The following is a 21,246-nucleotide window of genomic DNA, read 5'->3' on the forward strand; positions in this document are numbered from 1 at the left end:
CACCCATGGCAACCCGAGAACGGCAGCACGTCGGCGCAGAACGCGAGGTGTCGCTGGATATCCAGGGGATGACGTGCGCTTCCTGCGTCAACCGCGTGGAGCGCAAGCTGGGGAAGATCGACGGCGTCACCGCCAGCGTTAACCTCCCGCTGCACTCGGCCCACGTGCGGGTGCCTGCCGGGGTGAGCGATAAGGACCTCCTGGACACCGTCGCGGCCGCCGGCTATTCCGCAACCGTGGCCGTGCCCGAAGGCGCGGACCATGAAGACCATATGGCGCACGGCGGAACTGCTGCGCAGCTGCGTCCGCGGCTCATAACTGCCGCTGCACTCACCGTTCCGGTGCTCCTGGTCTCCATGGTCCCGGCGTTCCAGTTCCCCAACTGGGGCTGGGTCGTTGCCGCCCTGGCCTTGCCGGTCGTTCTGTGGTCGGCGTGGCCGTTCCACCGTGCCGCCGCCGTCAACGCGCGCCATCTGGCCTCCACGATGGATACGCTGGTTTCCCTTGGCGTCAGCGCTGCGTACCTGTTCTCGCTCGGCGAGCTCATCGCAGACCCTGCGCTGACGGCCGATCCGGGGATGGCGGAGGGCGGGAACCTCTACTTCGAAGTCGCCGCCGTCGTCACCACGTTCCTGCTGCTGGGCCGGTTCCTGGAAGCGCGCGCCAAGAGCAGTGCCGCTGACGCCCTGACCTCCCTGCTGAGCCTCGGAGCCAAGGATGCCGTGGTGCTGCGCGGCGGACGCGAGGAACGTATTGCCGCCGGCGAGCTCGTTCCGGGAGACGTTTTCGTGGTCCGGCCGGGTGAAAAAGTAGCCACGGACGGAATCATCGTGGACGGTGAATCCGCGATCGATGCGGCCCTGATCACCGGCGAATCCCTCCCGGTGGAAGTGCATCCGGGAGACCCCGTCACCGGAGCGACCGTCAACACGTCGGGACGGCTCCTGGTTCGGGCCACCCGGGTCGGCAGCGAAACCACCCTGGCCCAGATGGGCCGGCTGGTCAGTGCCGCTCAATCCGGCAAGGCACCCATTGCGCGGCTGGCCGACAGGATCAGCTCGGTCTTCGTGCCGGTGGTGCTTGGCATCGCCGTCGTAACGTTCCTGCTGTGGCTGGTGCTAACCGGGGACCTCCAAAGCGCATTCGTCTCGGCCGTGGCCGTCCTGGTCATCGCCTGCCCGTGTGCCCTGGGACTGGCGACCCCTGTCGGGCTCCTGACGGGTACCGGCAGGGGAGCGCAGCTGGGCATCCTGATCAAGGGCCCGCAGGTCCTTGAAGACACTCGAACCGTGGATACGATCCTGCTGGACAAGACCGGAACGGTGACCACCGGGAAACTCTCGGTGGCACGGACTGTGCCGCTGTCCGGCGCCGGTGCCCCCGGCAACTCCGACGCGCTGCTCCGCCTGGCCGGCTCGGTGGAAAACGCCGGAGAACATCCGATTGCCCGCGCTATTGCCGCGGCCGCGGAAGCGGGCCCCAGGCTTGCCCCGGTGACCGGCTTCGTCTCCTCGCCCGGAGGCGGCGTCCGCGGAACGGTCGACGGACACCTCGTGATCGCCGGACGCCCCGGCTGGCTGGAGGAGAACGGCGTGCCGGTTGAGGCCGCGGCGCTGGAACTGCTGGAGACCGAACAGATTTCCGGGGCCACTGCGGTGCTGGTGGCGGTTGACGGCACTGCCGCCGGAGTGATCAGCCTGCAGGACACTATCAAGGAAGGTTCCGCTGCCGCCGTCGCGCGCCTGGCTGCACTGGGGCTGCGCCCCGTGCTGCTGACCGGGGATAACGCCGTCGTCGCGGCGACCGTGGCACGGGAGGTGGGAATCCGCCCCGAAGACGTGCTCGCGGACGTCCGTCCGGAGGGCAAGGTGGAAGCGGTCCGCCGCTTCCAGTCACAGGGCGCCACCGTAGCCATGGCCGGTGACGGCGTGAACGACGCCGCGGCGCTGGCCCAGGCCGACCTCGGCATCGCCATGGGATCGGGCACCGATGCAGCGATGGCGGCCGCCGACCTGACAGTGATGGGCAGTTCCCTCGGCCAGGTAGCCACCGCGATCGAACTCTCGCGCCGGACCCTGCGCACCATCAAGGTCAATCTGTTCTGGGCGTTCTTCTACAACGCCGTCGGGATCCCGGTGGCGGCCTTCGGGCTGCTGAACCCCATGATTGCCGGTGCGGCCATGGCCGCCAGCTCGGTCCTGGTAGTCGCGAACTCCCTGCGGCTGCGCAGCTTCGCCGGATAGCAGCAGCCACAGACGAACGGCCGGGCCTGGAGATTCCAGGTCCGGCCGTTCGCGTCGCGGCTGCTTAGCTGAAGCTGGGTCCGATATGCTCCACCGGGCTGGCCAGCGGTACGCCGGAACCGTCGCGCCGTCCGTGTTCGGTGGGCAGGGCCCGGGCGGTGCCGTTGGCTGCTGCCGCCTTGGCAGGACCATGCCCGGCCCAGGCCACCACCAGGGCGTCTTCGCCCTTGAGGAAACGGTGCGCGCGGACGCCTGCAGTTGCACGGCCCTTCGCGGGATACTCGGCGAAATCGGTCACCTTCACGGAGCCGCCGGGGGTGCCCGGCAGGGTCTCGGTGCCGGAGGCCACGGTCACCACGACGGCGGCGGGATCCCCGGCGGAGACGACGCCGAAGAAGATGGCTTCATCCCCGTCGCTGATCTTCATCCCGGCAACACCGCCGGCGGTCCGTCCCTGCGGACGCACGGCCGAAGCGCTGAAGCGCAGCAGCTGGGCGCCCTTGGTGGCAAAGACCAGTTCGTCGTCGTCGTTCGCTGCGACGGCGGCGCCGATAACCTCGTCTCCGGGCTTGAGCGTGATGGCTTCCCAGTCATCGCGGTTCAGCGGGTAGTCGGGGTTGAGGCGTTTGGCGGTTCCCTTCCGGGTACCGAGTGCCAGCACCGCGTTGAGGGGCACCAGCCCAATAAGCTTCTCGCCCTTGGCCAGAGTCATGAACTCCTTGGCCGGAACACCGCCGGCCATATTCGGCAGGCCGGCGGTAGGCGGCAGGGCCGGCATATCCATCACCTGGACGCGGATCATCCGGCCGGAGGATGTCACCGCTCCGATTTCGCCGCGGGCCGTGGTGGCCACGACGGAACGGAAGACGTCGTGGCGGGACCGCTGCCCGCCTTCGGCCAGGGGTTCCTGGTTGGACGTGCGGGCCAGCTGGCCGGAGGCCGAAAGGATGACCCAGCAGGGTTCGTCCGCGATCTGCAGCGGCAGGACGGCCTTGGCGCCCTTGCCGGACTTCGCCGCCAGGGCATCAGATGCCACCGGGCCAACGGCCTCGGACTCCAGCAGGACCGTCCGCCGGGGCGTAGCGTACTTGGCGGCCACTTCGCCGAGCTCGTCCGAGACCAGTTCACGCAGGCGTTCCTCGGAATCCAGGATGGCCTGGAGTTCCTCGATCGCCGCGCGCAGCTCCTCCTGCTCCTTCTCCAGCTCCAGGCGGGAGTATTTGGTCAGCTGGCGCAGGCGCAGCTCGAGGATGTGGTTGGCTTGGATCTCGGTCAAATCGTAGATGGACATGAGGCGGGTGCGCGCCTCTGCCGTCTCCTCGGAGGACCGGATGACCTGGATGACCTCGTCAATGTCGACGATCGCGATCAGCAGGCCTTCGACCAGGTGCAGGCGGTCCTTCTTGCGGCCCAGCCGGTAGGCGGTGCGGCGGCGGACGACGCCGAGCCGGTGGGACACGTAGACCTGGAGCAGTTCCACCAGGCCAAGGGTGCGGGGCTGCCCGTCCACGAGCGAAACGTTGTTGATGCCGAAGGAATCCTCCATCGGCGTGTAGCGGTAGAGCTGGGCCAGCACGGCCTTGGGGTTGAAGCCGTTCTTCAGCTCGATGACCAGGCGCAGGCCGTGCATGCGGTCCGTGAGGTCCACGACGTCGGAGATGCCCTGGAGCTTCTTGGAGGTGACCGCGTCCTTGATTTTCTCGATGACCTTTTCGGCACCAACCATGTACGGCAGTTCCGTGACCACCAGCCCGGTACGGCGGGCAGTGAGCTGTTCGATTTCCACCTTGGCGCGGGTCTTGAAGGAGCCGCGTCCGGTCGCGTATGCGTCGCGGATGCCGTCCAGGCCCACGATCCGTCCGCCGGACGGCAAATCCGGTCCCGGCACGAAGCGCATGATGTCCTCGAGGGTTGCCTCGGGGTGCCGGATCAGGTGCTGGGCGGCTGCGATGACCTCGCCCAGGTTGTGCGGAGCCATGTTGGTGGCCATGCCCACGGCGATGCCGCTGGCGCCGTTGACCAGCAGGTTCGGGAACGCGGCGGGAAGGACCTCCGGCTGGGTGAGCTGGTTGTCATAGTTCGGGACGAAGTCCACGACGTCTTCGTCGAGGTGGTCCGTCAGGGTCAGGGCAGCTGCCGCGAGGCGGGCCTCGGTGTAGCGCGAGGCGGCAGGACCGTCATCGAGGGAGCCGAAGTTTCCGTGTCCGTCGATCAGCGGCAGGCGCAGGGCCCAGTCCTGCGCCATGCGCACCATGGCGTCGTAGATCGCAGAGTCACCGTGCGGGTGCAGCTTGCCCATGACCTCGCCGACCACGCGGGCGCTCTTCACATGCCCCCGGTCCGGGCGCAGCCCCATCTCAGCCATCATGTAGAGAATCCGCCGCTGGACCGGCTTCAGCCCGTCGCGGGCGTCGGGCAGGGCACGGGAATAGATCACCGAGTACGCGTACTCGAGGAACGATCCCTCCATCTCGGTGGTGACATCAATGTCGATGATGTTCTCGGCGATGGGTTCACCGGGACTGGGTACGGAGGCGGTGCGCCGGGCCATGGGGTTCTTGCGTCCTTGCGGTTGTCGGAGTCTGTCGGGCGTTTGTCAGGAGTAATCAGGAACCAGCCGGAAGCCAGGTTGTGATTCGAACCAGTGTCGGTGGCGGGTTTCCGGAGATTCCCACTAGGGTGAGTCTATGGCGGAGCAGGGACAATACCCCGAATATTGGGAAGCAGATGTCGTGTTGCGGGACGGCGGTACAGGACACCTCCGTCCGGTTTCGCCGGCCGATACCGAGGCGTTGCAGGCCTTCCACATGCGTCAGTCCCAAAGCTCCATCTATCTTCGCTTCTTCACCTACAAGGCTAAACTGAGCAGCCGCGAGCTTAAGCGCTTTACCAACGTCGATTACCGGGACCGGGTTGCGTTTGTGATCACACTCGGCTCCGAAATCGTGGGAATCGGCCGCTACGACAGGCTCGATGACCCCACCGAGGCCGAAGTAGCGTTCAACATTTCGGATGACCACCAGGGCCGCGGGATCGGATCGATCCTGCTCGAACACCTCGCCGCCGCAGCCCGCGAGAACGGGATCCGCCGCTTCAGCGCCGAGGTGCTGCCCGAAAACCGCAAGATGCTCAGTGTCTTCGCTGATGCCGGCTACGAGGTCCGCCGTGCCTTTGACGACGGCGTCATCGCCCTGGATTTCGATATCGATCCCACGGACAAGTCACGCGCCGTGATGGAATCACGGGAGCACCGCGCCGAGGCGCGCAGCGTTGCCGACCTGCTGGCGCCGTCGTCGATTGCCGTCATTGGCGCGAGCCGCGAATGGGGTTCGATCGGCTACCAGCTGATGGAGCACATTGTGGAGGGCGGGTTCACGGGGTCCGTGTACGCGGTGAATCCCGAAGCATTCGAACTTGCCGGGATGGTCTCCTACGGCAGGATTTCCGAGGTTCCGAAGCCCGTTTCCCTGGCCGTGATCGCCGTGCCCTATGAACAGGTGCTCGAGGTAGCGGATGAATGTGCCGCTGCGGGAGTGAAGCACCTGCTGGTGGTCAGCGCAGGGTTTGCCGACGGCGAGGCGGGCCTGGCCCGCCAGCGCACCCTGGTGCGCCAAGCCCGCGCCAACGGCATGCGCGTGCTGGGCCCCGCGTCCCTGGGCCTGATCAACACGCGCCCGGATATTTCCCTGAATGCCTCCATGGCTCCGGTGATGCCGCGGCGCGGCGGCCTGGGCCTGTTCAGCCAGTCAGCCGCCATCGGGGTGCTGCTCTATGCGGCAGCCCAGCGCCGGCAGCTGGGGCTGTCCTCCACGATTTCGGCTGGAAACAGGGCGGATGTGTCCGGCAACGACGCCATGCAGTACTGGGAGGACGACGCCGACACCCGGGTTGTGGGCCTGTACCTGGAGTCCGTGGGCAATCCCCGTAAGTTCTCCCGGATTGCCCGGCGCCTCGCGAGCATCAAACCGGTGATCGTCGCCAAGTCCGATGTCACGGGACTCCAGTTGCCGCCGGGCCACTCCGTGCGGATCACCCAGGCTCCGCAGGGCGCCCTCGATGCCATGCTGCGCCAGTCCGGGGTTATCCGGGTGGACACCAACGAACAGCTCATGGACGTTGCGCAGATAGCCTGCAGCCAGCCCCTTCCCCGGGGCAAGGGCCTGGCCATCCTCAGCAATTCCGCGGCCCTGGGACGGGTCCTGGCCGATGCTGCGGGAACCCTGGACCTTGAAATCGTCCACCTGCGGACCGACCTCACCCTGGACAGCGGCATGAGCGTGGCCCTGCCGGTGCTGCGGGAAGCGGTCGCCAAGGCACTGGCTGATGAAGCAGTGCACTCCGCCGTCGTCACGCTGCTGCCCTCGCCGGGCTTGACCAATGACCACATAGCCCAGACCCTGCTTGAGTCTGCCGATGAGGCCGGCAAACCGGTCGTCGCGGTCTTCACCGGGATCATGGACCCGGCGCAGCAGGCCGAGGGGGTCCTGGCGGTCCGCACGCCGAATGCCTCGGAAGCGCAGCAGGCACAGATGCCGGAGGCCGAGGGGGAGCCCGCAGCGGAGCGGCCGTCCGGACTGCCGTGCTTTTCGAGTCCGGGAGCTGCCGTGAGCGCGCTGGCCTCGGTGGTGCGCTACACCGAGTGGGCGGGCCGGGAGCACGGCCATTTCACGATGCCCGCCGGGGTGGACACGGACGCCGCGCATGCCTTCGTCAGCGCCCAGATGGCCCGGGTGGCCAACACGGAACTGCTGCGCCTTGGGCCCGGCGAAACTGCTGAGCTGCTGGGCTATTACGGCATCAAGCTGCTCCCGTCCCTTCCCTTCCGGACCGAAGACGAGGCCGTTGAAGCCGCTGACCAGCTGGGCTGGCCGGTGGTGGTAAAGACCATGGATGAGACCCTGCGCCACCGGCTTGACCTGGGCGGGGTGCGGTTGAACATCGCCTCGGAGCAGTCGCTGCGCAGCAATATTTCCGAGATGCGTTCGGCCCTTGAGCCCTACGGCCGGTTCGAGCTCGAGGTGCAGTCCATGGCTCCCTCCGGCCAGGGCTGCGTCCTGCGGGCCATCGAAGACCCGCTGCTGGGCCCCGTCCTGTCCTTCGGCATCGCCGGAGACGCCGTGAACCTGCTCGATGACTGGGCGCACGGCATTCCGCCGCTCACCGACGTCGACATTGCCGACCTGGTCCGGGCGCCCCGCGCCTCCCGCCGGCTGTTTGGCTACCAGGGACTGCCCCGGGTCGACGTCGCAGCCCTGGAGGACGTCGTCGCCAGGCTGGCCCTGCTCAAAGACGAACACCCCGAGATTGCGCTGGTGGACATTAACCCGGTGCTGGTCTCCGTGCAGGGCGTTACGGTCCTCAGCGCGGACATCCGGCTGGGCAACCCGCAGCAGCGCACGGACAGTGCCCGCCGGGCGCTCCGGGACTAACCGCCGCACCACTTGCCCGGGTTGGTTCCGCGCGCCTTTTTAGGTGCTCGGGGCCGGTCTGGGGGAAACTGGAACCATGTCGCCGCTACTTTCAGCAGAACGCCGCAGCCTTGACGCCTCAATCGAACGTGCCGGCTTCTACCCCACACTCCTCGCCGATGTGGTGCACGATGCCCTCGACGGCCGCGAACCCCTGTCACACCTGATCCATCTTGAAACCCACTTCGACCGCACCGAGGTCCACCGGCACATCACCGTGCTGGTGCTCACCGACGACATGCTGGTGATCACCCATGTGGACGACCAGCAGCTGGACGAAGAGGGCGAGCAGATGATGGCCCAGGTCTCCACGGAGTCCGTACCCGTGACGCAGATCCGCTCTGTCGTGCTGGGGTACATGTACTCCCAGCCGCAGAACTACAAGCCGTCCGACCAGGCCCGGGAACTGACCCTGGCCATCGCGTGGTCCGGCGGCCAGCGGCTGGACATGGGTCCGGCCGGCTGTGCGGATCCCCAGTGCGAGGCTGACCACGGTTACACCGGCACCATCGCCCAGGAAGACATCGTCCTGCGGGTCAGCGCCGAAGCCGACGGAATCCAGGCAGTACAGAATGCCAAGGCCTTTGCCCGCGCGCTGCGCAAGGTCAACACCGACACCATCAACATGCGCACGCTGGACACGGCCGTCGACCGGCAGCGCATGCCCGGCATCGGCAGCCGGTTCAACCGCGGACATCACCAGCGGTAAGGGGCATGGAGTCCGCATCCGCTCCCGCTGAACCGCTGCCCAAAGCCCCCGGCTACGGGCAAAGTTCCGTTGCTGAGGTCCTCACCAGCGCCGCGGCCGCCCTGCAGGTTCCCGGGTTCGCCAATACGTTGGAGCTTCCCCCGGCCCGCCGCGTCTGCGTGGTCATGGTGGACGGTCTCGGCCGCAGCCTGCTCAAACAGCGGGCCGGCCATGCGCCGTATCTGCGCTCCCTGTTGGACTCCGGCCGGACCCTGACGGCGGCCTTTCCGACCACGACGGCGGCCTCCCTGGCATCCTTCGGTACCGGACTGGCCCCGGGCCAGCACGGCATGGTGGGCTACGACGTCTTCGATCCGGGCCAGGACAAAGTAGTGAACATGCTCGGCAACTGGGATGCCGGCGTAGACCCAGTACAGTGGCAGCCCTTTCCCACAGTGCTGGAGCGAGCGGCCGAACACCTCCCGGTGACCACTGTCAGCCTGCCGCGCTTCGCTGATTCGGCCATGACGAAAGCGGCCCTGCGCGGCGGGTCCTACGTCTCCGGAACGGGGATCCACGCACGGGTCCAGGCAGCGGCAGAAAAGCTCGGCTCCGAGAAGCGCATGCTGATGTACTTCTACTTCAATGAGCTGGACAAGACCGGCCACCGCTACGGGGCCCAGTCCTCCGAGTGGGGCGGCACGCTGGAAGAAATCGATTCTGCCCTCAAACGCTTCACGTCCAAGCTGCCTGCGGACACGCTGGTGCTGCTGACCGCCGACCACGGCATGGTGGACGCCGCGCCGCAGGACCGGATCGACTTCGCAGCCGACCCCGCACTCGTGGACGGCGTGCGCCATACGGCGGGCGATCCCCGGATGGTGCAGCTGCACGTGGAGCCGGATGCCCCGGCCGGGACGGTGGACCGGCTCGCTGCCGCCTGGCAGAAGTCCTTTGGGAGCCGCGCCTGGATCCTGACCCGGGCCCAGGCCGTGGAAGCCGGACTGTTCGGTCCCGTGCGCCCAGAGGTCCTGCCGCGGATCGGCGACCTGCTGATAGCCGCACGCGAACCGATTGCCCTGTACGACACCCGGCGGGCCAGCCCGTCAGCCCTGCAAATGGTGGGCCAGCACGGCTCCCTGACACGTGCCGAGCGCGAAGTCCCGCTCCTGACGCTGGCCCGGCCGGCTAAGGGCGGGCGGAAATAGGTTATGGCTGAGCTCGTCTTCTTTTCCGGAACCATGGACTGCGGCAAGTCCACGCTGGCCCTCCAGATGGACTACAACCACAGTGCCCGCGGCCGCGGAGGAATCCTTTTCAGCCGCAACGACCGTGCCGGCAACTCCATGATCTCCAGCCGGCTGGGCCTGAAGACCCGCGCCGTCGAGGTGCGGGACAGCACCGACTTCTGGGACGAAGTCAGCGGCCGCCTCGGCACGGGGGAGCGGGTTGACTACCTGATCTGCGATGAAGCCCAGTTCTACAGCGAAGAGCAGGTAGAGCAGCTGGCCCGGATCGTCGACGAAATGGGGATTGACGTCTTCGCGTTCGGCATCGCCACCGATTTCCGTACGCGGCTCTTCCCCGGGTCGCGGCGGCTGATCGAACTTGCCGACCGGATTGAGGTGCTGCAGGTACGTGCGCTCTGCTGGTGCGGCAGGCGCGCCACGCACAATGCCCGGACGGTAGACGGTGTGATGGTCGTGACCGGGGACCAGGTCGTTGTGGGCGATGTGGACAAGCGCTCAGCGGAGCCGGGCCCCGAGGCCTTGTTCGCTCCGGAGGAAGCAGGAGCGCTGCCCGTTGTAGGGTACGAGACACTCTGCCGCCGCCACTACATGCGCAGGATGGGTGCCCAGCAGGCCGCACGCACCGCCGGTATGGGCGAGGATCCCGACATTTGCGCCGTGGACGTTCCCCGCAGCTAGCGTGCCCGGGTGCTAGTCGCCCTTGGTGCCGAAGACGATTTCGTCCCAGCTGGGCACCGAGGACCGCTTGGGCTTGATTCGGCGTTCGGTAATGGGTTCCTTGGGCTCGGGTGCTGCTTCCGGGTCTTTCTCCGAAGGGGCCTCGCGGGGCGGATCCGTCTTTTGCGGCGTGTCACGGCGTGAGCCGCGCAGCGGCCGGGCCAGGATGCTGATCTCACGGGTGGAAGAACTGATGCCCTCATCCAGATGCAGGGGATCCGCGGCTCCCGCGGGGGTTTCGTCAGCGGAATCGTCGTCTTCCCCGGCATCTTCGACTGCTGCCGGAGCCAGGGTCAGGCGCCCGGTGCGCGGACGCGAGGGTGCCTCGTCTTCGAGTTCTGCCTGTCCGTCCCGCGGATGGGCAGCGGGAATGCTGCCCTTGGCCAGCAGTGCTGCCAGGGCGTCGTCTCCGTCTTCGTCCGTGCCGAGCCGCTGCCCGCGGCGTGAGCGCAGCACGTTCAACAGCTCATCGGTTTCTTCCTCGGAGACGTTTTCCGGTTCCTCGGGCGCCGTGTCGATCTCGAAGTCGAAGACACGGTCCGCGACGGCGGAGAGCCGGCGTGCGGGGACAGGGGAGTCGACCGGAGCAAGTTCGCTGAGCAGCTGGGCCCACCGGTTGGCGTTCGTGACCTGGCGGCGCAGGGGGTTATAGGACCAGCGCGCGGGCGGTTCCTCCCCGACCGAGACGCGGGACTGCTCACCAAGGCTGAACCGGGCCACTACATCCCAGGAACCTTCGGGGCGGCGCCAGGAGTCCCACTCGACGGTGTCAGGATCCACGCCGAAGGCACGGAGGCGGTGGATGACCATGTCTCCGAGGTTTACGGGGGAGTCGCCAAAAGCGGAGCGGTGGCTGTCCTGGGCTGCCGACATGGGGGCGGCAACTTCCACGGCCTGGGCCTGGCGGGCAATGTACTCGCGTTCGGCCAGCACCGGGCCTTCATAGCGGCGGATGTGCGCAAGGTCGTGTCCGGAGAGCTCTGCGACTTCTTCTGCGCTTGCTCCGGCACGGATGCGGGCCTGGATGTCGCGCGGAGTCATGGTCGGACCCGCTTCGGGTTCGCCGGGCTGTCCTGCCCGCCGTGCGGGCTTGGAAGCGGCAACACGCAGGGCTTCGTCAATGCGAAGACGGAAGGTTTCTCCGCCCCGTCCGCTCAGCAGCAGATGTTCGCCGCCCTCATGGATACCCACGAGCCGTAGATCCTGCATGAAAAAATCCTCGCTATCGATAGCAACTCCTTGTTGAAACAATGCCATCCTGGCCCGTGAAATCCTACCGTTTGGCCCGGTGTGGCGCGGATCCGGGACCCGTGACGGCATGATTCTCGAACCTGCCGGGAGCGCTGCGGAACCGCGGCTGTGGCTAATTCACCGAAAGTGGACAAAAATCTTTCTTCGGCGGGCACAAACCGGGCGTCCGCGGCGTTGATTACTCCGAGCCGCACTCCTGCTGCCCGGACCATGAATCCGCACAGCCCGGCGGCGGCCGGCATTGCCCGTGCAGTACCAACACCGATGGTGAGAGATAAAGATTATGGCGACAGATTACGACGCGCCGCGCAAGGCCGACGAGGAAGCCAGCGAAGAATCGATCGATGAGCTGAAGACCCGCCGGACCAACACCCAGTCCGCCGTCGTGGATGAGGATGAGGCGGAAGCGGCGGACAGCTTCGAACTGCCCGGAGCGGACCTCTCCGGCGAAGAACTGATGGTGCGGGTGCTCCCCGCGCAGTCAGATGAATTCACCTGTGCGTCCTGCTTCCTGGTCCGCCACAGGTCGCAGATCGCCAAGGAAAAGGACGGCCTCTACTACTGCGTGGACTGCGAGGGCTGACCCCCGGGTCAGCGGGAGGTCTGCTGCAGTGCCTCGACCAGCTTCTCGGGGTGGCGTGTGGAGGTGAGCCAGTACGGCGTGCGGTCTGCCGGATCGGTGATCTCGATCTTCACGACCGGGCTGATCCAGCCGCGGATGCACAGGTACGCCGTCGCGTTCATCGCCGGTCCGCGCTGCTGTGTGGCGTCCTCCCCGCGGAAGCCGGCCACCTCGCCGATCCAGCGGCGTTCAATCTCCGCGCGCCCCACCTGCAGGGTCTCGGGCGTGACGCGGATTCGCGGCGTGGACATCAGCAGCAGGGCAGCCAGCACCAGTGCCGCCACGATGGCCACCACAATCCCGACGGTCAGGCTGATGGGGATGAAGGCCAGGACAAACGTTCCGGAGATGCCTGCAACCACCAGCCAGATCCACAGTGCCGGAAGCAGCCGCTCCGAATACAGGACAGTTTGGGACGGGGTCTGGGAAACGGGGCTCGACATACCTTCAGCTTCCCATCTTTGGGGTGCGTTTTCATCTTGGCATCCCGGCTGCCGGAGCCCGTGCGTGCCGGGACAACACACAACCGGCCACGCGCTAAAGTGGGGTTGGCACCGTATCAGGTGCTGTCTTTTTGCCATACCCACACCAAACGAAACCGCGGAGACCGTTGTGCAGGATGCAGTACCCAGCGTGAAAGTCCAGCTGAAAATGCTCGACGACGGGCTCGAAGCGCCGTCGTATGCACACCCCGGCGACGCCGGAGCGGACCTGCGTGCCCGGGAGGATGTCGAACTGGCGCCGGGAGAGAGGCGCCTGGTGCCCACGGGCGTTGCCATCGCCCTTCCGTTCGGCTTTGTTGCCCTGATCCATCCCCGGTCCGGACTGGCCACGAAGCACGGACTGACAATCGTCAACGCGCCGGGAACCGTGGACGCAGGCTACCGCGGTGAAATTTCCGTCACACTGTTAAATACCGATGTGTCGGAGCCGATCAAGCTCAAGCGCGGCGACCGGATTGCGCAGATGGTCATCCAGCGGGTGGAGACGGCTGAATTCGAGGACGTGTCGGAACTCTCCGATTCCGTCCGCGGAGCTGGCGGTTTCGGTTCCACCGGCGGATTCGGCACGGCACCGGCCTAGGCCGCACTATCCCGGGCTCACCGTCCGGCACCAGATCAGGAAAGAGGACCAGGCGATGGCATTTGGACGCCGCAGGAAAGACAGGGCGGAATCCGAATTCGTGCCCGAAGCAGAGAGCACGGACAACGGCGCCGAAGAGACAGCCGGCGGCCCGGAACACGGGCCCTTCGACGTGGCCGACCGTCCCTCGGAAGAGGGCTACGTTGACCTGGGTGCGCTCCGGATCGCTGCCACCCAGGGCCTTGCCCTCCGACTGGAAGTCGAAGAGAAAACCAAGCGCGTGGTCGCCGTGACCCTTGACCTCGACGGTTCCAGCCTTCAGCTCCAGGCCTTTGCCGCTCCGAAGTCTGAAGGTCTCTGGGATGAAATCCGCAGCCAGATTGTGCAGTCCGTGTCCTCCCAGGGCGGCACCGCGGATGAGCTGACCGGACGGCTGGGAAGCGAACTGCTCGCCCGGGTCCCCGCACAGGCCAAGGACGGTTCCAAGGGCTACCGGGTTGCACGCTTTGTGGGTGTGGACGGGCCGCGGTGGTTCCTGCGCGGAGTCTTCGGCGGTCCGGCTGCCATGAACCCCGACGCCGCCGCGCCGCTGGAAGAGGTCTTCCGCAACGTCGTCGTGGTCCGCGGAGATGCTCCGCTGCCGCCGCGCGACCTGCTGCAGCTGACCCTGCCGCGCGACGCTTCTCCGCTGCCCCCACGCGGTGAGGACGCATCCAAGCCCGAGCCGCCGGAGCGCGGCCCGGAAATCACGACCATTGGCTAAGCGCATGCCTGCTGTTGCCGGTGCCTCTCCGAGACGGACGATCAGTGATCTTCCGGACCGCGGGCGGGTGCACAGCAGCGGCTACGTTGAGTCGGTGACCTTGGCTCCGGCCGACGATGCACCCCGGTTCACGGCTGTGCTGGATGAACTCAAGGGTGCCTACCGGGACCCCTCGGCGTCCCTGGCGCGGCGGCGTGTCCGGCTCATTTGGGTGGGCCAGCGGCGGATCCCCGGCATTGTTGCCGGAACGCAGGTTGCCTTCGAAGGCATGGTGAGCCCGGTCAACGGCATCCCCACGGTCTTCAACCCCCGCTACGAAATCATCGGACGTCCGGAAGGTGCGTAATGAACACGAGCCACGATTCATCAGGCGAAGGCCGCGGGGCGCCCGAGCCTTCGATGAGTGAGCTGGCCGGCGCGTATGCTGCCCGCTCCGGCGTCGAACGCGGCGAAGACGGCCAGATCGATGTCTTGAAATCCGTCGGCGGTATCCGCGGACTGGCTGAGGCCATCCTTCCCGGGCTCCTCTTCACGCTGCTCTACACCGTCACGCAGGGGCTTTATCTGTCCCTCGGCGCTGCGGTCGTGGCCGCCGGCACGTTCGCCGTTGCCAACCTGATCCAGAAGCGTCCGCTGGTGCAGTCGCTGACGGGTGTCATCGGCGTCGCCATCTGTGCCGTCTTCGCTCTCCGGAGCGGCAGCGGCACCACCTACTTCCTTCCCGGCTTTTACCTGAACGGCGCCTACATCCTGGCGTTCGTGGTCTCGGTGGCGGTGAAGTGGCCCGTAGCCGGGCTGCTGTTCGGGTTCATCCGGGGCGAGAACCTGTCCTGGCGCAGCGAGAAGAAGCGGCTGCGTGCCTATTCCCTGGCCACCTGGATCATCATCTCGGTATTTGCCCTGCGCCTGGCCGTGCAGCTGCCCCTTTACCTGGCTGACAACGTCGCGGCACTGGGCACGATGCGCCTGGCGATGGGCGTTCCGCTGTACGCGCTGGGCCTGTGGCTGGCATGGATGGTCTCCCGTCCGCTGCCCGCCAGGAGTGCGGAGCCCGCAGCCTAGGACGACGGCGCCAGCAGCTCCCGCAGCTCGTCTTCCGCTGCGATGGTGGTGACGAAGAAGAGCTCGTCTCCATCCTCGATCACGTCGTCGCTGCTGGGGGTGATCGGTGCGTCGTCGCGCAGGATCGCGACCAGGGTCGAGTCCTGGGGCCAAGGGACTGATCCGACCCGGGCTCCCGCCATGGGAGACGCAGCAGGAACCGTGAACTCGACCATCGAGGAAACTCCGGTCTGCAGGGTCAGCAGCCGGACCAGGTCGCCGACCTCCACGGCTTCCTCCACCAGGGCAGTCATCAGGCGCGGCGTATTCACGGCGACATCCACGCCCCAGGAGTCGTCGAACATCCAGTCGTTCTTCGGGTTGTTGACCCGCCCCACCGTCCGCGCGACACCGAATTCGGTCTTGGCGAGCAGGGAGACCACCAGGTTCACCTTGTCATCGCCGGTAGCGGAGACCATCACATCGGCTTCGTCGAGCTTGGCGTCCTTCAGGGTGGTGAGTTCACAGGCGTCACCGATCAGCCACCGGGCACCGCCGAGCCCGCTGCGGCCCACAGTCTCGGGTTTCTCGTCGATGAGGAGCACGTCATGCCCGTGCGAAAGCAGCTCCTTGGCGATCGAGGAGCCCACGGACCCTGCGCCGGCAATGACGACTTTCACTGGTTCTCCTTTACGGGCGGCTGGGACAGCACCCGGCTGATCTCAGCGGTGCGCTCGACGTTCATCATGGCGTGCAGGACGTCGCCCTGCTGGTAACTGGTGTCCGGCCGGGGAAGAATGCCTTCGCCGAAACGGGTCAAATACGCGATCCGGACACCGGCTGCAGTCTCCACGGCATGCAGGGGACGCCCCAGCCAGGAAGGGTCCAGCGCCAGTTCACCGAGAATGAGCCGGCCCGAGGATTCCCGGAAATCCCCGTTGATGCTCTGCTCGGGCAGGATCCGGCGCAGCACCTGGTCCGCGCTCCAGCGGACCGCCGCAACCGTGGGGATGCCCAGGCGCTGGTAGATTTCGGCACGCCCCGGGTCATAGATGCGTGCGACGACGTGGGGAACGTGGAAGGTCTCCCGCGCCACGCGGGTGGAGAGGATGTTGGAGTTGTCTCCGCTGGAAACCGCCGCAAAGGCGTAGGCCTCTTCGATGCCGGCCTGGGCCAGCGTGGTGCGGTCGAATCCGACTCCCGTGACCTGCCGCCCCGAGAACGTGGGCCGCAGCCGCCGGAACGCGCGCGGGTCCTGGTCAATGACGGCCACTGAGTGGCCTGCGTTATCCAGGGTGTGCGCCAGCATGGCACCGACCCTGCCGCATCCCATGATCACGTAATGGGCCACCTTGTTCCTACCTCTGTTCCCGGCGGGATCCGCCCGTCGCTGCCGTCCCGTTTTGGGCCAAGGGACAGCTTAGTCCTGCCCCGTCGTTAAAACGTGGTGTGATGGTGTTTTAGCATCAACACGGAAGTCCGAACGCATCATGCCCCAAAACACCCTCCCCCCTGAAGACTCCCAGTCCCTGGACCTTGAACTGCGCATCGGTCCCGCCGCCCACGGCGGGCACTTTGTTGCCCGGCATGAGGGACGTGTTGTTTTCGTCCGGCATGCGCTGCCCGGGGAGCTGGTGCGGGCCCGTCTGACCGAGGCGGGGGACAAGGCGAAGTTCTGGCGGGCGGATACCGTCGAGGTCCTTGAGGCGTCCCCGCACCGGGTGGAGCACTTCTGGGCTCCTGCCGATGCGCTGCGGGCAGGGGCGCGCGGCCGGCTCCCCGTCGGCGGCGCGGAGTTCGGCCACATAGCCCTTGAAGAGCAGCGCCGTATCAAGGCAGGGATCTTTGCCGAGCAGCTGCAGCGCCTGGGCGGGCTGCAGCGCGAGGTCACCGTCGAAGCCGCACCGGGGGAGGACGACGGCGGGCTGGGCTGGCGCACGCGTGCCAGCTTCTCGGTCGCTCCGGGCGGCAAGCTGGCGATGCACCCGCACCGCTCCGATGAACTGATCCCCGTCCAGGAAATGCCGCTGGCCACCGGCGCCGTCAATTCCCTGAAGCTGTGGGACGTCGACTTTACCGGCACCGATCGGGTCGAGGTCGCCGCGCCGGCCGTTGGCGGGGCACCGCTGGTACTCCTCATTGCTTCACCGGGTACGCATCCAAGGACGCTGGCCCGCATCGCATCCGACATTGGAACGGCTGCCGATCCGGGCGCCGGGGAAACAGTTTCCGTGGCAGCCTGGGATCCCGAATCCCACGACCTCACGCGGCTGCGCGGCCGGACCTGGGTCCGGGAGAACGCCGCCGGGCACGACTTCCGCGTCACCGGCGCCGGCTTCTGGCAGATCCACCGCAGCGCGCCCCTTGCCCTGACGTCCGCAGTCCGGGACGGACTCCAGATCCAGCCCGGGGAACGGGTGGCGGACCTGTTTGCAGGTGCCGGACTCTTTACCGCACCCCTGGCCGACGCTGCCGGGGAAACCGGCCATGTGCTCTCCGTGGAAGGTTCTCCGGGCGCCAGCAGGGATGCCCGCAAGAACCTGTTCTCCTCTCCCCAGGTGGAGGTGGCCCAAGGCCGCGTGGACAAGGTGCTGCGTACCCGTGAAGGCGGCTTCGACGTCGTGCTCCTGGACCCGCCGCGCGCCGGAGCCGGCCGCACCGTCGTCGAGCAGATTGATGCGGCATCGCCGCGGGCCATCGGCTACATCTCCTGCGACCCCGCGTCGTTCGCACGCGACCTGGCGTGGTTCCGCGAGGCCGGGTGGGAACTGGACGCACTGCGCGTTTTCGACCTCTATCCGCACACCCACCACATGGAGTCCTTCGCAGTGCTGCGCAAGCCGTAGCCGCGTCCGGGCCGGGATGTGGCGAGCGTAATGTCATGTCCCGGCGCGGTGCAAAGGCCCACGGAACCGGCATCCGGCTAGGATGGGGAGTAGTTGTCCGGCTCCGGGCCGCAGGGATCCCGATGAGGAGTATTTCCGCGGCAAGGGACCGTCCGCCCGGGGAATCACCCACCATTCTCCGGCCGGCCCTCTTCAGCCCTGTCAGTTAGGAAAACCTAACTAGCGTGCGGCGGATCACTGGACAAAGATAAAACGGTGGCGAGAGGAGTCCTGTTATGAGTAATGTGGACAGCTTCGGATCCAAAGGCGTCCTTGACGTCAACGGAAACGAATATGAAATTTTCCGGCTGAATTCCGTCGAAGGCGCCCAGAGCCTTCCGTTCAGCCTCAAGGTCCTGCTGGAGAACCTGCTGCGCACCGAAGACGGTGCCAACATCACTGCGGACCACGTCCGTGCCCTGGCCAAGTGGGATGCCAACGCAGAGCCCAGCACCGAAATCCAGTTCACGCCTGCCCGTGTGATCATGCAGGACTTCACCGGTGTTCCCTGCATCGTTGACCTTGCTACCATGCGTGAGGCCGTTGCCGATCTCGGCGGCGATCCCAAGCGCGTCAACCCGCTGGCTCCGGCGGAAATGGTCATCGACCACTCCGTGCAGATCGATGCCTTCGGCAACGCCGGCGCCCTTGAGCGCAACATGGAGATCGAATACCAGCGCAACGGCGAGCGTTACCAGTTCCTGCGCTGGGGCCAGACCGCGTTCGACGACTTCAAGGTTGTCCCCCCGGGCATGGGCATCGTCCACCAGGTCAACATCGAATACCTGGCCCGCACCGTCATGACCCGCGAGGTTGACGGCGTGCTGCGTGCCTACCCGGACACCTGCGTCGGCACAGACTCCCACACCACCATGGTCAACGGCCTGGGCGTGCTCGGCTGGGGCGTTGGCGGCATCGAAGCCGAAGCAGCCATGCTCGGCCAGCCTGTCTCCATGCTCATCCCGCGCGTCGTCGGCTTCAAGCTCACGGGTGAAATCCCCGCCGGCGCCACCGCCACTGACGTGGTCCTCACGATCACCGAAATGCTGCGCAAGCACGGCGTCGTCGGCAAGTTCGTGGAGTTCTACGGCGAAGGCGTTGCCTCCGTGCCGCTGGCCAACCGCGCCACGATCGGCAACATGAGCCCCGAGTTCGGTTCCACTGCCGCGATCTTCCCGATTGACGACGTGACCCTGGACTACCTGCGCCTGACCGGCCGCTCCGATGAGAACGTAGCCCTCGTCGAGGCCTACGCCAAGGAGCAGGGCCTCTGGCACGACCCGTCCAAGGAGATCAAGTACTCCGAGTACCTGGAACTGGACCTCTCCACCGTCGTTCCGTCGATCGCCGGCCCGAAGCGCCCGCAGGACCGCGTGGAGCTCACCAGCGCCAAGCAGCAGTTCCGTGCCGACCTGAAGAACTACGTGCACGAGACCGTCGATGCCGAGGACGGCACCGTGGACGAGGCGCTGGAGGAGACCTTCCCGGCTTCTGACGCACCGTCCTTCGCCGCAGGCAGCACCAAGATCCAGGACAAGGAGCACGACCTCGTCAAGAAGTCCGATGCTCCGGCGGAACGCTCCGTCAACAAGGTCCCCGTGACCATGGCTGACGGCCGCAGCTTCGAACTGGACCACGGTGCCGTGACGATCGCCTCGATCACGTCCTGCACCAACACGTCCAACCCCTCGGTGATGATGGCGGCTGCCGTGCTGGCACGCAACGCCGTCGAAAAGGGCCTCGTTGCCCAGCCGTGGGTCAAGACCTCCGTTGCCCCGGGCTCGAAGGTTGTCACGGACTACTACGAGAAGTCCGGCCTGATCCCGTACCTGGAGAAGCTTGGCTTCTTCGTGGTCGGCTACGGCTGCGCCACCTGCATCGGCAACTCCGGTCCGCTTGAAGAGGAAATCTCCGAAGCGATCAACGAAGCCGACCTCGCCGTCACCGCAGTGCTTTCGGGCAACCGCAACTTCGAAGGCCGCATCAACCCGGACGTGAAGATGAACTACCTGGCCTCCCCGCCGCTGGTAGTTGCCTACGCACTGGCCGGCACCATGGACTTCGACTTCGAGAACGATGCCCTGGGCCAGGACGCCGACGGCAACGACATCTTCCTGAAGGACATCTGGCCGAACCCGGTCGAGGTGCAGGAAATCATCGATGCCTCCATCGACAAGGAAATGTTCACCGACAGCTACGGCACCATCTTCGAAGGTGACGATCGGTGGAAGTCCCTCCCGACCCCCGAAGGTGCAACCTTCGAATGGGATACGGAGTCCACGTACGTCCGGAAGCCCCCGTACTTCGAAGGCATGAAGGCACAGCCCGAGCCCGTCGAGAACATCGAAGGCGCCCGCGTACTCCTGAAGCTGGGCGACTCGGTCACCACCGACCACATCTCCCCGGCAGGTTCCTTCAAGTCCGACACCCCGGCCGGCAAGTACCTGCTGGAGCACGGTGTTGCCCGCAAGGACTTCAACTCCTACGGTTCGCGCCGTGGAAACCACGAAGTCATGATCCGCGGCACCTTCGCCAACATCCGCATCAAGAACCAGCTGCTCGACGGCGTTGAAGGCGGCTTCACCCGCGACTTCAGCCAGGCCGACGCTCCGCAGGCTGCCGTTTACGATGCCGCGATGAACTACCAGGCTGCCGGCACCCCGCTGGTCGTCCTGGCCGGCAAGGAATACGGCTCCGGCTCCTCGCGTGACTGGGCCGCCAAGGGCACCGCACTGCTGGGCGTCAAGGCCGTCATCGCCGAGAGCTACGAGCGCATCCACCGCTCCAACCTCATTGGCATGGGCGTCCTTCCGCTGCAGTACCCGGCCGGCGTCAACGCCGAGTCCCTGGGCCTGACCGGCACCGAGACCTTCTCCGTCGAGGGCGTCACCGAGCTGAACAACGGCACCACCCCGAAGACCGTCAAGGTCACCGCGGTGCCGGAGTCCGGCGAAGCCATCACCTTCGATGCGGTCCTGCGCATCGATACCCCGGGTGAGGCTGACTACTACCGCAACGGCGGCATCCTGCAGTACGTACTCCGCCAGATCTCGGCGAAGTAGGCACAGCAGCCCGCTTGGGCTCAACGCCCCGTTTGTCCGTGTTCCGAGAAATCGGACCGGGGAAACGGGGCGTTTTGCGTTCCTGAGGAATCCTCCGGCCCTGCGCAGGCGTTAGAGTTAAACGTTGTGACGGTGCGTTTGCCCGTTGCCTATGACGCAAGGGAGGCGCCCTT

The 21,246-nt window shown here is 66.5% G+C and carries 17 protein-coding genes; 12 read left to right on the forward strand and 5 right to left on the reverse strand.

All coding sequences use genetic code 11. From position 1 onward, the window contains the following. Positions 1-5: 5 nt before the first annotated feature. Complete coding sequence (locus tag LOC59_RS05995) at positions 6-2,243, forward strand: heavy metal translocating P-type ATPase (protein WP_227897065.1); 2,238 nt, start codon at positions 6-8, stop codon at positions 2,241-2,243. Positions 2,244-2,307: 64 nt separating this feature from the next. Here LOC59_RS05995 and LOC59_RS06000 read toward each other — a convergent pair whose 3' ends face one another. Continuing rightward, positions 2,308-4,794 (reverse strand): DNA gyrase/topoisomerase IV subunit A, encoded by a 2,487-nt coding sequence (locus tag LOC59_RS06000; RefSeq protein ID WP_227897063.1) that lies wholly within the window; start codon positions 4,792-4,794, stop codon positions 2,308-2,310. A 136-nt stretch (positions 4,795-4,930) separates the two neighbouring features. On the opposite strand from LOC59_RS06000, the gene LOC59_RS06005 reads away from it, so the two are divergent. The 4 genes from LOC59_RS06005 to LOC59_RS06020 all read left to right on the forward strand — a co-directional run bounded on the left by LOC59_RS06005 (position 4,931) and on the right by LOC59_RS06020 (position 10,327). After that, positions 4,931-7,672, forward strand: coding sequence for a bifunctional acetate--CoA ligase family protein/GNAT family N-acetyltransferase (locus tag LOC59_RS06005; protein ID WP_227917244.1), 2,742 nt, complete (start codon positions 4,931-4,933; stop codon positions 7,670-7,672). A gap of 76 nt (positions 7,673-7,748) precedes the next feature. Further along, positions 7,749-8,420 carry a DUF5998 family protein gene (locus tag LOC59_RS06010; protein WP_227897059.1) on the forward strand — a complete coding sequence of 224 codons (672 nt, stop codon included), beginning with the start codon at positions 7,749-7,751 and terminating at the stop codon, positions 8,418-8,420. 5 nt (positions 8,421-8,425) lie between these two features. Further along, a complete protein-coding gene (locus LOC59_RS06015; protein ID WP_227897058.1) occupies positions 8,426-9,607 on the forward strand; it encodes an alkaline phosphatase family protein in 1,182 nt (393 codons plus the stop codon). A gap of 3 nt (positions 9,608-9,610) precedes the next feature. Next, positions 9,611-10,327, forward strand: coding sequence for a thymidine kinase (locus tag LOC59_RS06020; RefSeq protein WP_227917246.1), 717 nt, complete (start codon positions 9,611-9,613; stop codon positions 10,325-10,327). Positions 10,328-10,339: 12 nt separating this feature from the next. On the opposite strand, the gene sepH is transcribed toward LOC59_RS06020, so the two are convergent. Then, positions 10,340-11,575 carry a septation protein SepH gene (gene sepH / locus LOC59_RS06025; RefSeq protein ID WP_229971013.1) on the reverse strand — a complete coding sequence of 412 codons (1,236 nt, stop codon included), beginning with the start codon at positions 11,573-11,575 and terminating at the stop codon, positions 10,340-10,342. Between the two features lie 325 nt (positions 11,576-11,900). Here sepH and LOC59_RS06030 point away from each other — a divergent pair, with 325 nt between their 5' ends. Beyond that, on the forward strand, positions 11,901-12,200 hold the full coding sequence (locus tag LOC59_RS06030) for a DUF4193 domain-containing protein (RefSeq protein ID WP_227897050.1): 300 nt from the start codon (positions 11,901-11,903) through the stop codon (positions 12,198-12,200). Between the two features lie 8 nt (positions 12,201-12,208). On the opposite strand, the gene LOC59_RS06035 is transcribed toward LOC59_RS06030, so the two are convergent. After that, positions 12,209-12,682: a DUF3093 domain-containing protein gene (locus LOC59_RS06035; protein ID WP_227897049.1), complete on the reverse strand. Its 474-nt coding sequence runs from the start codon at positions 12,680-12,682 to the stop codon at positions 12,209-12,211. Positions 12,683-12,851: 169 nt separating this feature from the next. On the opposite strand from LOC59_RS06035, the gene dut reads away from it, so the two are divergent. From dut to LOC59_RS06055, 4 genes are read left to right on the forward strand one after another with little or no spacing between them, the layout of a single operon-like run. After that, positions 12,852-13,322 (forward strand): dUTP diphosphatase, encoded by a 471-nt coding sequence (gene dut / locus LOC59_RS06040; RefSeq protein WP_331460410.1) that lies wholly within the window; start codon positions 12,852-12,854, stop codon positions 13,320-13,322. A 55-nt stretch (positions 13,323-13,377) separates the two neighbouring features. After that, entirely contained in the window at positions 13,378-14,085 is a 708-nt protein-coding gene (locus LOC59_RS06045) for a DUF3710 domain-containing protein (RefSeq protein WP_227897048.1), read from the forward strand. Between the two features lie 4 nt (positions 14,086-14,089). Continuing rightward, a complete protein-coding gene (locus LOC59_RS06050) occupies positions 14,090-14,431 on the forward strand; it encodes a hypothetical protein (RefSeq protein ID WP_227897046.1) in 342 nt (113 codons plus the stop codon). Then, positions 14,431-15,147 (forward strand): DUF3159 domain-containing protein, encoded by a 717-nt coding sequence (locus tag LOC59_RS06055; RefSeq protein ID WP_227917248.1) that lies wholly within the window; start codon positions 14,431-14,433, stop codon positions 15,145-15,147. Before LOC59_RS06050 ends, LOC59_RS06055 begins: the two co-directional genes overlap by 1 nt. Here the strand turns inward: LOC59_RS06055 and LOC59_RS06060 are convergent. Both LOC59_RS06060 and LOC59_RS06065 read right to left on the reverse strand, forming a co-directional pair. Continuing rightward, on the reverse strand, positions 15,144-15,806 hold the full coding sequence (locus LOC59_RS06060) for a potassium channel family protein (protein WP_227917251.1): 663 nt from the start codon (positions 15,804-15,806) through the stop codon (positions 15,144-15,146). The two genes, LOC59_RS06055 and LOC59_RS06060, sit on opposite strands and share 4 nt — an antisense overlap. Continuing rightward, the gene (locus LOC59_RS06065) at positions 15,803-16,477 is read right to left on the reverse strand and encodes a potassium channel family protein (RefSeq protein ID WP_227897042.1); all 675 of its coding nucleotides are present in this window, start codon (positions 16,475-16,477) and stop codon (positions 15,803-15,805) included. The genes LOC59_RS06060 and LOC59_RS06065 overlap by 4 nt, the downstream gene beginning before the upstream one ends. Before the next feature lie 139 nt (positions 16,478-16,616). Here LOC59_RS06065 and LOC59_RS06070 point away from each other — a divergent pair, with 139 nt between their 5' ends. Together LOC59_RS06070 and LOC59_RS06075 are read left to right on the forward strand one after the other, a co-directional pair. Beyond that, positions 16,617-17,972 (forward strand): class I SAM-dependent RNA methyltransferase, encoded by a 1,356-nt coding sequence (locus LOC59_RS06070; RefSeq protein ID WP_227917253.1) that lies wholly within the window; start codon positions 16,617-16,619, stop codon positions 17,970-17,972. Positions 17,973-18,247: 275 nt separating this feature from the next. Then, entirely contained in the window at positions 18,248-21,073 is a 2,826-nt protein-coding gene (locus tag LOC59_RS06075; protein WP_227897037.1) for an aconitate hydratase, read from the forward strand. Positions 21,074-21,246: the final 173 nt, after the last annotated feature.

Source organism: Arthrobacter sp. zg-Y916 (assembly GCF_020907385.1).
Lineage (GTDB): Bacteria > Actinomycetota > Actinomycetes > Actinomycetales > Micrococcaceae > Arthrobacter_B > Arthrobacter_B caoxuetaonis.

Excerpts from the sequence above, each read along its gene's own strand:
- LOC59_RS06000 (WP_227897063.1), bottom strand. The coding sequence starts at position 4,794 with ATGGCCCGGCGCACCGCCTCCGTACCCAGTCCCGGTGAACCCATCGCC.
- LOC59_RS06015 (WP_227897058.1), top strand. The coding sequence starts at position 8,426 with ATGGAGTCCGCATCCGCTCCCGCTGAACCGCTGCCCAAAGCCCCCGGC.
- LOC59_RS06075 (WP_227897037.1), top strand. The coding sequence starts at position 18,248 with ATGAGTAATGTGGACAGCTTCGGATCCAAAGGCGTCCTTGACGTCAAC.
- LOC59_RS06020 (WP_227917246.1), top strand. The coding sequence starts at position 9,611 with ATGGCTGAGCTCGTCTTCTTTTCCGGAACCATGGACTGCGGCAAGTCC.
- LOC59_RS06055 (WP_227917248.1), top strand. The coding sequence starts at position 14,431 with ATGAACACGAGCCACGATTCATCAGGCGAAGGCCGCGGGGCGCCCGAG.
- LOC59_RS05995 (WP_227897065.1), top strand. The coding sequence starts at position 6 with ATGGCAACCCGAGAACGGCAGCACGTCGGCGCAGAACGCGAGGTGTCG.
- LOC59_RS06045 (WP_227897048.1), top strand. The coding sequence starts at position 13,378 with ATGGCATTTGGACGCCGCAGGAAAGACAGGGCGGAATCCGAATTCGTG.
- LOC59_RS06005 (WP_227917244.1), top strand. The coding sequence starts at position 4,931 with ATGGCGGAGCAGGGACAATACCCCGAATATTGGGAAGCAGATGTCGTG.
- LOC59_RS06035 (WP_227897049.1), bottom strand. The coding sequence starts at position 12,682 with ATGTCGAGCCCCGTTTCCCAGACCCCGTCCCAAACTGTCCTGTATTCG.
- LOC59_RS06030 (WP_227897050.1), top strand. The coding sequence starts at position 11,901 with ATGGCGACAGATTACGACGCGCCGCGCAAGGCCGACGAGGAAGCCAGC.
- sepH (WP_229971013.1), bottom strand. The coding sequence starts at position 11,575 with ATGCAGGATCTACGGCTCGTGGGTATCCATGAGGGCGGCGAACATCTG.
- LOC59_RS06070 (WP_227917253.1), top strand. The coding sequence starts at position 16,617 with ATGCCCCAAAACACCCTCCCCCCTGAAGACTCCCAGTCCCTGGACCTT.
- LOC59_RS06050 (WP_227897046.1), top strand. The coding sequence starts at position 14,090 with ATGCCTGCTGTTGCCGGTGCCTCTCCGAGACGGACGATCAGTGATCTT.
- LOC59_RS06010 (WP_227897059.1), top strand. The coding sequence starts at position 7,749 with ATGTCGCCGCTACTTTCAGCAGAACGCCGCAGCCTTGACGCCTCAATC.